9 protein-coding genes are annotated in these 14,001 nt (G+C 71.9%); 4 read left to right on the top strand and 5 right to left on the bottom strand.

Going from position 1 to position 14,001, the window contains the following annotated elements:
- From Q0741_RS03860 to glf, 3 genes are all read right to left on the bottom strand, one after another.
- Positions 1-1,216: methyl-accepting chemotaxis protein (locus Q0741_RS03860; RefSeq protein ID WP_298231876.1), on the bottom strand; the 1,216-nt coding region annotated here is incomplete at its 3' end.
- 476 nt (positions 1,217-1,692) lie between these two features.
- Positions 1,693-3,873 carry a family 1 glycosylhydrolase gene (locus Q0741_RS03855; RefSeq protein WP_298231875.1) on the bottom strand — a complete coding sequence of 727 codons (2,181 nt, stop codon included), beginning with the start codon at positions 3,871-3,873 and terminating at the stop codon, positions 1,693-1,695.
- The gene (gene glf, locus Q0741_RS03850) at positions 3,873-5,186 is read right to left on the bottom strand and encodes a UDP-galactopyranose mutase (RefSeq protein WP_367184061.1); all 1,314 of its coding nucleotides are present in this window, start codon (positions 5,184-5,186) and stop codon (positions 3,873-3,875) included. The genes Q0741_RS03855 and glf overlap by 1 nt, the downstream gene beginning before the upstream one ends.
- 251 nt (positions 5,187-5,437) lie before the next feature.
- On the opposite strand from glf, the gene Q0741_RS03845 reads away from it, so the two are divergent.
- From Q0741_RS03845 to Q0741_RS03830, 4 genes are all read left to right on the top strand, one after another.
- A complete protein-coding gene (locus Q0741_RS03845) occupies positions 5,438-6,457 on the top strand; it encodes a peptidase U32 family protein (protein ID WP_298231874.1) in 1,020 nt (339 codons plus the stop codon).
- 5 nt (positions 6,458-6,462) lie between these two features.
- Positions 6,463-7,401: a U32 family peptidase gene (locus Q0741_RS03840; protein WP_298231873.1), complete on the top strand. Its 939-nt coding sequence runs from the start codon at positions 6,463-6,465 to the stop codon at positions 7,399-7,401.
- Positions 7,398-7,868, top strand: a complete 471-nt coding sequence (locus Q0741_RS03835; RefSeq protein WP_298231872.1) for an SCP2 sterol-binding domain-containing protein — start codon at positions 7,398-7,400, stop codon at positions 7,866-7,868. Before Q0741_RS03840 ends, Q0741_RS03835 begins: the two co-directional genes overlap by 4 nt.
- Positions 7,869-8,147: 279 nt before the next feature.
- Positions 8,148-12,194 carry an LAGLIDADG family homing endonuclease gene (locus Q0741_RS03830; RefSeq protein ID WP_298231871.1) on the top strand — a complete coding sequence of 1,349 codons (4,047 nt, stop codon included), beginning with the start codon at positions 8,148-8,150 and terminating at the stop codon, positions 12,192-12,194.
- A gap of 10 nt (positions 12,195-12,204) precedes the next feature.
- On the opposite strand, the gene Q0741_RS03825 is transcribed toward Q0741_RS03830, so the two are convergent.
- The gene (locus tag Q0741_RS03825) at positions 12,205-13,122 is read right to left on the bottom strand and encodes an alpha/beta hydrolase (RefSeq protein ID WP_298231870.1); all 918 of its coding nucleotides are present in this window, start codon (positions 13,120-13,122) and stop codon (positions 12,205-12,207) included.
- Positions 13,123-13,137: 15 nt separating this feature from the next.
- Positions 13,138-13,785 carry a carbonic anhydrase gene (locus Q0741_RS03820; protein ID WP_298231869.1) on the bottom strand — a complete coding sequence of 216 codons (648 nt, stop codon included), beginning with the start codon at positions 13,783-13,785 and terminating at the stop codon, positions 13,138-13,140.
- Between the last annotated feature and the right edge of the window lie 216 nt (positions 13,786-14,001).

Genomic DNA, 14,001 nt, shown 5'->3' with positions numbered 1-14,001 from the left:
GCACCTCGCCGGCCACCACCGCGAAGCCGCGGCCGGCCTCGCCGGCGCGCGCGGCTTCCACCGCGGCGTTCAGGGCCAGGATGTTGGTCTGGAAGGCGATGCCGTCGATGACGTTGATGATGTCGGCGATCTTGCGCGAGCTCTCCTCGATGCCCTTCATGGTCGAGACGACCTGGGCCACGACCTCGCCGCCGCGCACGGCCACGTCCGAGGCGCCCTGCGCGAGCTGGTTGGCCTGCAGCGCGTTGTCGGCGTTGTGGCGCACGGTGCCGCCGAGCTGCTCCATCGAGGCGGCGGTTTCCTGCAGCGAGGAGGCCTGCTGCTCGGTGCGCTGGCTCAGGTCTTGGTTGCCCTGCGCGATCTGCGCGCTGGCGGTGGCCACGCCTTCGGCATTGCAGCGTACCTCGCCCACGGTGCGCACGAGCTGGGCGCGCATGGCGGCCATCGCGGCCATCAGGCTGTCCGCGTCGCCGCGGTGGTTGTCCAGCGTGGTGGTGAGGTCGCCCTGCGCGATGTCGCGCGCCACCTGCGCCGCCTGCGCGGGCTCGCCGCCGAGCTGCCGGGTGATGCTGCGCGTGATCCACAGCCCCAGCCCGATGGCCAGCCCGATGGCCAGCAGCGGGCCGACGATCAGCACCACGGTGTTGGCCGCGCCGGCGCGCTGCGCCACGGCGAGGCTCTCGTCGCGCAGCACGAGCTGAGCCTTGTCGAACTCGTCGAAGGAGGCGTGGAAGCCGTCCATCGCGGCCTGGTCCATGCCCTGCATGAACTCGCCCACGAGGTCGGCGATGTAGCCCTTGCCGGCGGCGATGTCGCGGCGCTGGACGATCAGCGGCTCCACCACGCTCACGAAGTCGGCGTAGCGCGTCTTCATGGCCTGCAGGCGCTGGGTCTGCGCCTCGTTGCCCTCGACCAGGCGCAGCGCCGCGGCCAGGTGCTCGTCGAAGGCCTTGCGGCCGGCATCCCAGGGCGCGAGGAAGCGCTCGTCGCCGCTGAGCAGGAAACCGCGCACGCCGGCCTGCATGCCCAGCATGTCCTCCAGCATGTCGCCGGCGGCATTCATCGCCTGCTGGGTGTGCACGCTGGCCGTCTCGGCCGCATCGAGCTTCCTGGCGCTGTAGAGCGACACGCTGGCCATGACCAGCAGCACCAGCACCACGGCGCCGAAAGCCAGCAGCAGCCGGCGCCCCACCGTCATCTGCGCGGGCGCGCTCATGGCTGCTGCTCCACGGCGCGGCGTGCCTGCGATGGGGCGGGCGTCGCGCGCGGTCCGCTGGCGACGGGCAACGTGGTCTGCGGCATGTTCATCCTCCTGAACGTCAACGTGCGAGCCAGCCCCAGCACCCAGCCGGCCCACACCGGGCAGGGCGCAACGGCCGGCACCTGGAAGCCGGTTCTTCTGTTGCCGCGCAATGTAACTACAAATTACAAACGTGACGTATGGTGTTGTTGTCAATACACGCCATTACGTAGTGATTCGACGTTTGGCTGTGGTTTGGGAATTGCGCTGTGCGGCGGAGGCGTTGATGGCGCGCGTCGCCGGTTCCAAACCGGTTCTCTGATCGACGGTGAGAAAACCTCGTCATGCCCGCGCAGGCGGGCATCCACGTTCGCCGGGATGCTGCCCGGGACTCGTGGACACCCGCCTTCGCGGGTGTGACGGGGGTTTCAAGAGGCCGCCAAGAAACGGAGTCAAAGCCCGAACACCGCCGCCGGCGGCGGTTCGTGCAGGCGTTGCGGGGCCTCGGCCAGGAAGCGCTGCAGCGCTTCCTCCAGTGGCGCGGTGAAGTCGCCGCGCTCGCTGCCCAGGACGCTGTAGGGCGGGCGCGCGGCGCGCAGGCCCAGCGTGCCGGTGGGCACGCCCTGCACCAGGCGGCGCGGCTGCCCGGCGGCCTCGGCGGCGCAGCAGGCGAAGTCGTACCAGCTCAAAGACCCGCGATTGGCGACATGCCACAGCCCGCAGGCGCCGTCGATGAGCAGGTCCAGGCAGGCGTTGACGAGGTCGGGCACGTAGGTGGGCGAGACGACCTGGTCGTGCGGCGCCGTCCACGCCTCGCCGCGCGCGATGCGCTCCAGCCCCAGGTGCAGGAAGTTGTAGCGGTCCCAGGGCCCGAAGAAGGCGCTGGTGCGCACCATCAGCGCGCGCTCGCGCCGCAGCAGCGCCCGCTCGGCGCGCGCCTTGGCCAGGCCGTAGGCGTTGAGCGGGTTCACCGGGTCGCTCTCGCGGTAGGGGCGCTGCTGGCGGCCGTCGAAGACCAGGTCGCTGGAGAAGGACAGCAGCGCCACGCCGGCGCGCTCGCACTCGCGCGCCAGCGTGATCGGGCCCAGCGCGTTGTCGTGCCACTGGCGCGGGTCGGACTCGGCGTCGTCCACGCGCACGTAGCCCGCGGCGTTGACCACGGCCCAGGCCCCGGAGCTTTGCAGCAGCGCGCGCACGCCGGCGGCGCAGGTGATGTCGAGCTCGTCGCGGCGCAGCAGCCGGTAGGGCAGGCCGCGCAGGCGGCACAGCCGCGCAAAGGCCTGGCCGAGCGTGCCGCGCGCGCCCGTGATCAGCAGCGGGCGCCCGCCGCAGCGCCAGCTCTGCACCTCGCCGTGCGGGACGTAGACGTGGCGCTCCTCGCGCCGCCACCAGCCCGGGCCCTGCAGCACCGGATGCGAGGGCTCGCGCCCGGCGGCCAGCTCGCGCGCCAGCGCCGCCAGCGCCGTCTCGCGCGGCTGCGGGCCGCGCACGTCCCAGGCGCCGCTCTCGTAGTGGCCCCGCGGCTGCGTGACCAGGCTGTCCCAGTCGAAGGTGCCGAAGGCGGCCCACAGCGTGAGCGCGCGCAGCTTCACGCCGTGGCCGCGCAGCGCCTGCGCGCTGGCCCAGGCCTCGTGCAGCCAGCGCAGCTGCTCCTCGCGTGTGCAGCCGATGTGCACTTCCGTGATCGCCAACTCGTGCGCGGGGTAGCGCGCCGCCACCTCGCGCAGCCGCGCCTCGAAGCCGCCCACGTGCGCGCCGAGCACGCGCACGGCCTCGGTGTCCACGTAGCGGTCGCGGCCGTTGCCGCCGTGCAGCTGCGCGGGGTAGCGCTCCAGCCGGTGGTCCAGGAAGCGCTCGCTGGTGATGTAGCTGTTGACGCCGATGAGCATGTCGGCCTCGGCGGCATCGCGCAGCGCGGCCAGCTCCGCCTCGGTGGCGCCGTGGTCGAGCAGGTAGCCGCGCATGGGGTGGCGCTCGTCCAGGCGGCCCGCGAGCAGGTCCAGCGCCAGCCAGCGCCGGGCGTTGTCGTGCCGCGCCTGGTACTGCAGCCGGGGCGTGGAGTGGATGAAGCCGATGTCCTCGGTCTGCACCAGCCGCGCCGCGGGCTGCACCCCGCGGATGGCGCGCATCGCCGCCGCCGTGCCCAGCACCTCGTTCATGAGCGCGCGCACAAAGGAGCGGTCGTCCGCGCGGTGGGGGTACCACACGCCGTACAGCCCCGAGAAGCGCGCCGTGGTGACGGGCTCGTTGACCGGCGTCCAGGCCCGCACCCACGGGTAGCGCTCGGCCACCGCGCGCGCGTAGGCGGCGAGCTTGGCCGGGAAGTCCGGGTCGAGCAGGCTGGTGTGGCGCGGGCCGCTGCCGTGGTGCAGCAGCCCGACGATGGGCGCGACCCCCAGCTCGCGCAGCCGCGCCATGCGCGCGTCGGCCCAGGCGAAGTCCAGGCCGCCGTCGCCGCGCTCGGTGCGCTCCCACAGCAGCGGAAAGCGGATGCGGCGCGCGCCCAGCGAGGCCAGCCGGTCCAGGTCGTCCAGGCGCTGCGCGAAGCCGCTGAGCGCCAGCTGGTCGAGGTAGTGCTCGCCGACGCGGTTGACGGTCGCCTCGGGGGCGGCCCACAGCTCCAGCGGCGCCATCACGGAGCGGAGGAGCCCTGGAACGCCGCGCCGGGCGCCTCGCGCAGCGCGCGCACCGGCGCCCCATTGACGGGCAACGCCGCGGCGGCGTCGTTGGCGCTGCGGGCCGCGGCCAGCGGCGCCGCGTCCGCTGCCGCCACGCCGGCCACCAGTACCGGCTCAGGCGAGAGCTCGGCCTTGAGCTTCTTGAAGGTGGTCAGCGCCTGCGCCACCACCTGGTCCATGTTGTAGTACTTGTAGGTCGCCAGCCGGCCCACGAAGCTGACGTTGGGCAGCCGCTCCGCCTCGGCCTGGTAGAGGCGGTAGAGCTCGGTGTTCTGCGGCCGCGGCACGGGGTAGTAGGGGTCGCCCTCGTCGCAGGGGAACTCGTAGACCACCGAGGTCTGCGTGTGCTGCTGCCCGGTCAGGTGCTTGAACTCGGTGGTGCGGGTGTAGGCGTAGTCGTTGGGGAAGTTGACCGTGCCCACGGGCTGGAAATGCTCCTGCGGCAGCGTCACGTGTTCGAAGCGCAGGCTGCGGTAAGGCAGGCGGCCGTGGCGGTAGTTGAAGTAGGCATCGATCGGCCCGGTGTAGATCATGTGCCGCCACGGGATCAGGTGCTCGATCTCGCGGTAGTCGGTGTTGAGCATGAGCTTGATGTTCGGGTGCGCGAGCATGCGCTCGAACATGCGCGTGTAGCCCGCGCGCGGCATGGCCTGGTAGGTGTCGGTGAAGTAGCGGTCGTCGCGGTTGCAGCGCGTGGGCACGCGCGCGGTGACGCTGGCGTCGAGCTCGGAAGGGTCCAGCCCCCACTGCTTGCGCGTGTAGTTGCGGAAGAACTTGTTGTAGAGGTCGCGCCCGACCTTGCTGACCACCATGTCCTCGGAGGTCTTGACGCTCTCCAGCTTCTCGGCCATGGAGGCCAGGAACCCTTCCATCTCCAGCGCCGTGAGCGTCATGCCGTAGAGGCGGTTGACGGTGTCGAGGTTGATGGGCATGGGCAGCAGCTGCCCGTCCACGCTGGCGAGCACGCGGTGCTGGTAGGGGCGCCACTCGGTGAACTGCGACAGGTAGTCGAAGACCTCGGCGGAGTTGGTGTGGAAGATGTGCGGCCCGTAGGGATGCACGAGCAACCCGGCGTCGTCGTAGCGGTCATGGGCGTTGCCGCCGATGTGGGGCCGCTTGTCGCACACGAGCACGCGCAGGCCCAGCTGGCTGGCCAGGCGTTCGGCCAGCACGCTGCCGGCGAAGCCGGCGCCGACCACGAGCACGTCGAATCCACCGGCGGCGGCCGGGCGCAGCGGCGCCGCGCCGGGGGCATTGAGTTGACCCACGGGGATCTCCTTCCTATAGGCATGGATAAACAAGCCAACACACGGCAATGCATGTGCCGGGGGGAGTTCCTGGGCCGTCACGGGGCACAGCCCGGTAGAGGCCGCGGGCGGATCGAAGCACTGGAGGAAATGAGCACATGACCATTGGCTCGGAAGGGCCATGGGATCAATTGCGCCGCACCTAGACCTGCATCAGTCCCCGCGCCGGGCGCATCCAGACAATCCCCACACCGTTGTCTGACCGATCCCGGATGTCTTCCCCCCACATCAAGAAACCCGAGCTGGTGGCCCCGGCCGGCTCGCTGCGCGCGCTGCAGCTGGCCGTGGATGCCGGCGCCGATGCCGTCTACATGGGCCTGAAGGACGCGACCAACGCGCGCAACTTCGCCGGCCTGAACTTCGACCTGGCCCAGGCGCGCGAGGGCGTGCGCTACGCCCATGCGCGCGGGCGCCAGGTGCTCATGGCGCTCAACACCTTCGCGCGCGCCGGCGACAGCGAGCGCTGGTTCCGCGCCGTGGACACGGCCGTGGCCATGGGCGCCGATGCGCTCATCTGCGCCGACATCGCCGTGCTGGCCTACGCGCAGCGCACGCACCCACGGTTGCGCCTGCACCTGAGCGTGCAGGCCTCGGCCACGAGCTACGAGGCCATCGAGTTCTACCGCGAGCGCTACGGCATCCGCCGCGCGGTGCTGCCGCGCGTGCTCACGCTCAGCCACGTCGGGCACCTGGCGCGCCACACCGCGGCCGAGATCGAGGTCTTCGGCTTCGGCAGCCTGTGCGTGATGGTCGAGGGCCGCTGCGCGCTGTCTTCCTACGCCACGGGCCAGTCGCCCAACAACGCCGGCGTGTGCTCGCCGGCCTCGGCCGTGCGCTGGGAGGAGACGCCGCGCGGCGTGGACGCGCGCCTGGGCGGCGTGCTCATCGACCGCTTCGCGCCCGACGAGTCGCGCGGCTACCCCACGCTGTGCAAGGGCCGCTTCGACGTGGAAGGGCGGCGCGAGTACGCCATCGAGGAGCCCACCAGCCTCAACAGCATGGCGCTGCTGCCGCAGCTCATGGCGCTGGGCATCGCGGCCATCAAGATCGAGGGCCGCCAGCGCAGCGCCAGCTACGTCGAACAGGTCACGCGCATCTGGCGGCAAGCCATCGACCGCTGCGCCGCCGACCCGGAAGGCTTCGAGATCCAGCCGCCCTGGGAAGCCGGCCTGGCGCGCCACGCCGAGGCCCAGCAGCACACGCTGGGCGCCTACAGCCGGCCGTGGAGGTGAGGCGCATGACAACGCTGAATGACGCATCGCGCATGGCGCTGGTGGTGGGGCCGGTGCTCTACCACTGGTCGCGCCAGGCGCTGACGAATTTCTATGCCGAGGTGGCCGACGGCCCCGCGGACGCCGTGGTGCTGGGCGAGGTGGTGTGCTCGCGCCGGCGCGAGTTCAAGGCCGCCGATTGGCTGTCCGTGGCGCAGGAGCTGCGCCAGGCGGGCAAGGAGGTGGTGCTGGCGACGCAGGCGCTGATCGAGAGCGAGGCCGAGCTGCGCACCCTGCGCGAGCGCTGCGCGCAGGAGGCTTTCATCGTCGAGGCCGGCGACGCCTCGGCGCTGCACCGGCTGATGGGCCGGCGCTTCATGCTCTCGCCGCACGTCAACGTCTACAGCCGCGAGGCGCTGCGGGAATATGCCGCGCTGGGCGCCGTGCGCTGGGTGCCGCCGGTGGAGCTGGACCTGGCCACCGTCGCCCGCATCAACCCCCCGGACGACCCGGTACGCACGCCGCAGGGCGAGGCCGTGTTGACGGAGTTTTTTGCCTTCGGCCGCATGCCCTTGGCCTTCTCGGCGCGCTGCTTCACGGCGCGGCATCACAAGCTCCCCAAGGACGAGTGCGAGTTCCGCTGCCTGGGCGACCCCGACGGGCTGCTGCTGAAATCGGGTGAGGGCGAGGACTTCCTGGTGCTCAACGGCATCCAGACGCAGTCGGCCGGGCTGCAGTGCGTGCTGGACCGTCCCGGCGCGCTGCGCGCCGCGGGCGTGTCGCGCCTCCGGCTGTCGCCCTGCGCGCAGGGTTTCAACGAGGTGCTGCGGCTGCACGAGGCCGTGTTCAACGAGGGCGCCGACGCGGCGCAGGCGCTGCGCGAACTGCAGGCGCTGCCGCTGCCGGGCGCGCTGGTCAATGGTTACGCGCTGGGCCGTCCGGGCCTGCAATGGAGCGCCGCATGAATGCCGAAACCCTGCTGATGAAACTCCTGCCCATGCCCGAAGGGGTGCGCCGCTTCGTGGCCCGCTTGCCGTGGCAGCCGCCGAGCCTGGCGCTGGCGCTGGGCCTGCAGCGGCTGCTGTGGCCGCGGCTGGACGCCTCGCAGCGCGGCGAGCTCGCCGGCAGCGTGGTGGAGGTGGAGGTGAGCGACCTGGGGCTGCGCACCCGGGTGTGGATCGCAACACCGGGCGCGGGCTTCGCGGTGGCGCCCGCCGGCGCGGCGCCGCGCGTGCGCATCCGCGCCCGGGCCGCGGACTACCTGCGGCTGCTGCGCGGCCAGGAGGACCCGGACCGCCTCTTCTTCGAGCGCGCGCTGGTGATCGAGGGCGACACCGAGTACGCGCTGCTGCTCAAGAACACGCTCGATGCCGTGGGGCCGCTGCACCTCGATGCGGCGGCGCTGCTGCGGCCGGGCTTCCTCCGTCCCTGAGGCGCTGCCGGGCGCAAGGCCTTCAGCTCGCCGCCCCGAAGGCCACGCCCTTGGTCAGCCCTCGCCCGCTTGCGGGAGAGGGGAGAGGGTGAAGACACACCCACGACGCTGCTGGCCGCGAAGGCCGCATCCACCCATTTTTTCGACATGGCAAGGCGTATCGCGCGGCCGCAACAGGCATGTGGAGTGCCGCCCCGCGGGCGGCAGGCTGCCGGTGATACTGCCCGCCACCTTGCACCCGGCCCGCGCCGCGGCGGGCCCGTTTTCCGGAGTCCTGCGATGAGCGAATCCACCCTCGGCCAACACACCGTCTTGAACCTGCCCGCGCAACCCATCAGCGAGGAGGTGCTGCTGGAGAAGTACGCCAAGGACGGCGAACACAGCGTGGACGAGGTGCGCGCGCGCGTGGCGCGGGCGCTGGCGGCCGTGGAGCCGGCCGAGCAGCGCGCGCACTGGGAGCAGCGTTTCCTGGACGCGCAGCGCCGCGGCTTCGTGCCGGCCGGGCGCATCAATTCCGCCGCCGGCACGGACCTGAGCGCCACGCTGATCAACTGCTTCGTGCAGCCCGTGGGCGACTCCATCGCCACGGCGGAGGACGGTTTCCCCGGCATCTACACCGCGCTGACCGAGGCTGCCGAGACCATGCGCCGCGGCGGCGGCGTGGGCTACGACTTCTCGCGCATCCGCCCGGCCGGCGCGTGGGTGGAGAGCACGCGCAGCAACGCCTCCGGCCCGGTGAGCTACATGCGCGTGTTCGACCGCAGCTGCGAGACGGTGGAGAGCGCCGGCAGCCGCCGCGGCGCGCAGATGGGCGTGCTGCGCTGCGACCATCCCGACATCGAGACCTTCATCCACGCCAAGGACGAGGGCGACCTCAGGAACTTCAACATCTCCGTGGGCGTGACCGACGCCTTCATGCAGGCGGTGGTGGACGACGCGGAGGTGGAGCTGGTGCACCGCGCCGCCCCGGGCGACAAGCTGCGCGAAGCGGGCGCCTACCAGCGCGGCGACGGGCTGTGGGTCTACCGCAAGCTGCCCGCGCGCGCGCTGTGGGACCAGATCATGCGCAGCACCTACGACCACGCCGAGCCGGGGGTGCTGTTCCTGGACCGGATCAACGTGGACAACAACCTGGGGTATTGCGAGTCGATTGCGGCGACGAATCCGTGCGTGACGGCGGATACGCGGCTGGCGACGCAGTACGGGCTGGTGCCCATCGGCGAACTGCAGGCGGCGCAGCTGCCGCTGCAGGTGACGGTGGACCAGCGGGCCCTGGGCAGCGAGGTCTGTGCGCGCGGCACCGAGGTGCGGCCCGCGGTGCCGGCCTTCATGACGGCGCGCGAGGCCGAGGTGTTCCGCGTCGAGACCGCGGACGGCTACGAGATCAAGGCCACGGCCTGGCACGAGCTCTACACGGCGCGCGGCAAGCTCAAGCTTTCGGAGCTGCAGCCGGGCGACGAGCTGTGGGTGCAGTCGGGCAAGGGGCAGTTCGGTACGCAGGGCACTGAAGAGCTGGGCGTGCTGCTGGGGTCGATCACCGGCGACGGGCACTTCACGCCGCGCGGTCCCAATGGCGAGTCGGCGGCCGTGGTGACGTTGTGGAAGGAGGACCGTGCGCTGGCCGAGCGTGTGGTGGCTGGTGCCAACGCGCTGGTGGCTGGGCTGGCAACCAACCATCGCGAGTACCGCGTATCGGCCGTGGCAGTGCCGCAGCGGGAGCAGGTGAGTATCCGCTCGGTACTGCTGGCACGCGCGCTGAAGGCCTACGGCTTTACGCGCGAGACCAAGCTGAAGGTGCCCGAGGTGGTGTGGCGTGGCAGCGAAGCTTGTGTGCGCGGCTATCTGCGAGCGCTGTTCCAGACCGATGGCACGGTCAACGCAGCTCCGGACCGCTGCTCCATTCGCCTGGGTTCCGTGCACCTTCCGTTGTTGAAGGACGTACAACTGTTGCTGGCTAACTTCGGGGTGTTCGCGTCGGTACGGCAGCGCCGTGCTGCGGCAATGCGCTCACTGTCCGACGGACATGGTGGCTTGCGCGAGTACCCCTGCCAGGCGTTCCACGAGCTCATCATCGATGGCGAATCGCGCGACCTGTTCATGCGCGAAATCGGCTTCCTGCTCGACCACAAGACCGCGAAGTACCGCGCCTGGGCCGAGGGCAAGTGCCTGCGCAAGACGCAGCGCTTCAGCACCCGCATCACCCGCATCGAAGCCATCGGCCGCCAGCCGGTGTTCGACACCACGCAGCCGGACCACAACACCGTCATCTTCAATGGCCTGGTTTCGGGGCAGTGCGCGGAGCAACCGCTCCCGTCTTACGGCTGCTGCTGCCTCGGAAGCATTTCTTTAACCCCCTTCGTGCGCGACCCCTTCACGCCGCAGGCGCGCTTCGACGAGGCCGCTTTCGCCGAAGTGGCGGCCGTGGCCACACGCATGCTGGACAACGTGCTCGACGTCACCGTCTGGCCGCTGCCGCAGCAGGCGCAGGAGGCGGCCAACAAGCGCCGCGTGGGCCTGGGCTTCACGGGGTTGGGCGACGCGCTGGCGATGCTCAACCTGCGCTACGACGAGGAGCCCGCGCGCGAGATGGCCCGGCGCATCAGCGAGGTGATGCGCGACGCCGCCTACGGCGCCTCGGTGGAGCTGGCGCGCGAGCGCGGCGCCTTCCCGCTCTTCAACGCCGACCTCTACCTGCGCAAGGGCAGCTTCGCCTCGCGCTTGCCCGCGCCGCTCAAGGAGCGCATCCGCACGCACGGGCTGCGCAATTCGCACCTGCTGTCCATCGCGCCCACGGGCACCATCAGCCTGGCCTTCGCCGACAACGCCAGCAACGGCATCGAGCCGCCTTTCAGCTGGAGCTACACGCGCAAGAAGCGCATGGCCGACGGCGGCTTCAAGGAGTACGCGGTGGAGGACCACGCCTGGCGGCTGTTCCACCACCTGCACGGCGCCGACGCGCCGCTGCCGCGCGCCTTCGTCACCGCGCTGGAGATGAGCGCCGAGGCCCACGCCGCGATGGTGGCGGCCGTGGCGCCGTACATCGATACCTCCATCAGCAAGACCGTCAACGTCCCGGCCGACTACCCCTATGAGGATTTTCAAGGGCTGTACATGACGGCCTGGAGGTCCGGGCTGAAGGGCCTGGCGACCTACCGCCCGAACAACGTGCTGGGCGCGGTGCTGAGCGTGGGCGCGCCGGCGGCCGCGGCCAAGACCGAGCCGCTGGTGGGCGACACGGGCATGAACCAGCGCCTGCGCCTGGAGCGGCTGCCCGCGCCGGTGCTGGCCTCGCTGCGCTGGCCGGGGCGGCCCGAGCTGCCCGCGGGCAACCCGTCGTGGAGCTTCATGATCAAGCACCCGCACGGCGAGTTCGCCCTGTTCGTGGGCGAGCTGCCCGCCGAGGGGCCGGGGCTGGGCCTGTTCGGCAAGACGCTGCCCTTCGAGGTCTGGGTCAACGGCGCGGAGCAGCCGCGCGGCCTGGCGGCGCTGGCCAAGACCCTGTCCATGGACATGCGCGCCAACGACGCGGCCTGGCTGAAGTTGAAACTCGATGCGCTGGCCACCGTGGCCGAGGAGCGCAGTTTCGAGATGCCGTTCCCGCCGCACGGCGAGCGCCGGCTCTTCCCCGGCGTGGTGGCCGCCACCGCGGCCGTGATCCGCTGGCGCTGCGAGCAGCTCGGCGCCCTGGGCGAGACGGCCGAGGCCGGGCCCACCCCCGTGCTGGACGCCATGTTCAGCCGCGAGGAGCCGCGCACCGGTACCTCCGGCACGCTGGCCTGGGCCGTGGACGTGGACAACCCCGCCACCGGCGAAAGCTTCACGTTGACGCTCAAGGAGGTCACCCTGGCGGCCCGCGACGGGGACGGCGGCTCGGTCGCCCGGCCCTGCGCGGTCGGTTTCGCGGGCAACTACCCGCGCGCGCTGGACGGCCTGGCGCGGCTGCTGTCGCTGGACATGCGGGTGCTGGACCCGGCGTGGATCGGCATGAAGCTGCGCAAGCTGCTCAACGTGGGCGAGCCGCTGGGCCACTTCATGGCCCCGGTGCCCGGCGAGCGGCGCCAGCAGGTGTGGCCCAGCACGGTGGCCTACATCGCCCGCTTGATCATCCACCGCTACGCGATGCTGGGCCTGCTGGACGAGGAGGGCTTCCCGATGCGGGAGATGGGCATCCTGGCCGCGCCCACGCCGGCGCGCGGCGAGCCCGTCGGCGCCACCGTCACGCCCATGGCCGGCAAGCCCTGCCCGGAGTGCGGCAACGCCACCGTCATCCACAAGGACGGCTGCGATTTCTGCACGGCTTGCGGCTACGTGGGGGTGTGCGGCTGAGAGCGGCCGCTCAAGGGCTTGCGGCGGGGATGCAGGCGCCGGTCGCTGAGGCGGTCGTGGTCGTCTGCCCCTTCACCCACCCCTCCACCTCGTCCCAGAACGCCGCCGACCGCGCCGGCTCCAGCGGCGCGTCGTGCGGCAGCCGCTCCAGCAGCACCAGCCGCCGTGGACCGGGCGCGGCGCGGCACAGCCGCAGCGCGTCCTGCACCGGGATCAGTTCGTCGTTGCGGCCGTGCAGGATCAGCAGCGGCTGCGTCACCTCGCCGATGCGCTCCTCGTTGTTCCACAGGTCCGGCAGCAACCACGCCGCCCAGTCCGGCACCAGGCCGACGTTGACCGCCATCTCCCGCGCCGACGCGAAGCCCGCGCCGATGACCAGTCCCTGCGGCCGGGGCTGCAGCTGCGGCGCCACGTCCAGCAGCACCGCCGATCCCAGCGAGAAGCCCAGCACCACGCGCCGGCTCGCCTGCGGCGTCAGCGCGACGAACTGCCGCCACGCCGCCAGGCCGTCCTGGCGCAGCCGCGCCAGCGTCGGCCGCCCGTCGCTGGCGCCGTAGCCGCTGTAATCGAACACGAAGGAGGCGATGCCCGCCGCGTGCAGCCGCGCCTGCACCGCCGCCCACTGCGACAGCTCCTCGTCGTTGCCGTGGAACACCAGCAGCGCCGGCGCCCGCGCGTCCGCGGCGTCCACCCAGGACGCGTGCAGCCGCCGTCCGCCGCTCAGGAAGGTCAGCTGTTTCGAGGGCACGCCCAGCGCATCGGGGCGCTGCGTGCCGGGCGGCGGGGTGTCGAAGGCGGCGGCTTCCACCACCAGGAACACCACGCTGCGCAGCAGCAGCGCCAGCGCCGCCAGGGCCAGCAGCAGCACCACGGCGCGGGCGACGAGCCGATGCCGGCGCGCCGGTGGGGGCGTGGCCACGCGTGCCATGGCGGTGCTCGCGCGCTATTCGACGATGAAGTCCACCTTGCCGTCGTCGAAGTCGTAGCGAGCGCCCACGACGCGCAGCTTGCCCGCGCGCTGGGGCTCGATCAGCGAGGGCTCGGACTCGCGCAGCCGCATCACGGTGCGGCGCACGTTCTCGCGCACGGCCAAGTCCAGCAGCTCGCCGTCCTTGAGCTCGCCGCCGGCGCTGCTGCGCGCCTTGAGCACGGCCGGGATGATGGGCTCCACCATCTGCCCGATGCTGCCGGGGAAGGTGGCGTTCTTCTGCACCACCGCCACGGCCGCGTCCACCGCGCCGCAGCGCTCGTGGCCCAGCACCACGATCAGCGGCGCACCCAGCACGTTCACGCCGTACTCGATGCTGCCGATCGCCACGGTGTCCACGGTATTGCCGGCGTTGCGCACGATGAACAGCTCGCCCAGCCCGGCGCCGAAGAGCAGCTCCGGCGGCACGCGGCTGTCGGAGCAGCCCACCAGCACCGCGAAGGGGGCCTGGCTGCGGGCCAGCTCCAGGCGCCGCTTGCTGTGGTCCGGCGGATCGGGCGGCTGGCGGTTGGCCATGAAATCGGCGTTGCCCTGCTTGAGCCGCTCCAGCGCCTGGGTGGCGGTGAGCGTGGTGCGCGCGCCTTCGGCCGCGAGCAAGGCCATGGGAGCGCTCCAGGCGGCCAGGCCGCAGCAGGCGCCGCTGCAGGCGTGTTGGAAGAACCGACGCCGGGACAAGAGGGACGAGGTCGCCATCGCTGTGCTCCTGGGTGTCGTGCCGCCGGGGGCGGCAGGCGGCCAGTCTGGGAGCGTCGCGCTGCCCAGGCCAGCCGGGGCGGCGCCGGGGGCAGTGCCTGGCCGCGCGCGGCGGCGGGCGCTGCG

The sequence above is a fragment of the uncultured Azohydromonas sp. genome, from assembly GCF_937926365.1.
Taxonomy (GTDB): Bacteria; Pseudomonadota; Gammaproteobacteria; order Burkholderiales; family Burkholderiaceae_C; genus Azohydromonas.
The sequence above is the reverse complement of the archived record's forward strand: the minus strand, read 5'-3'. Positions and strand labels throughout refer to the sequence as shown.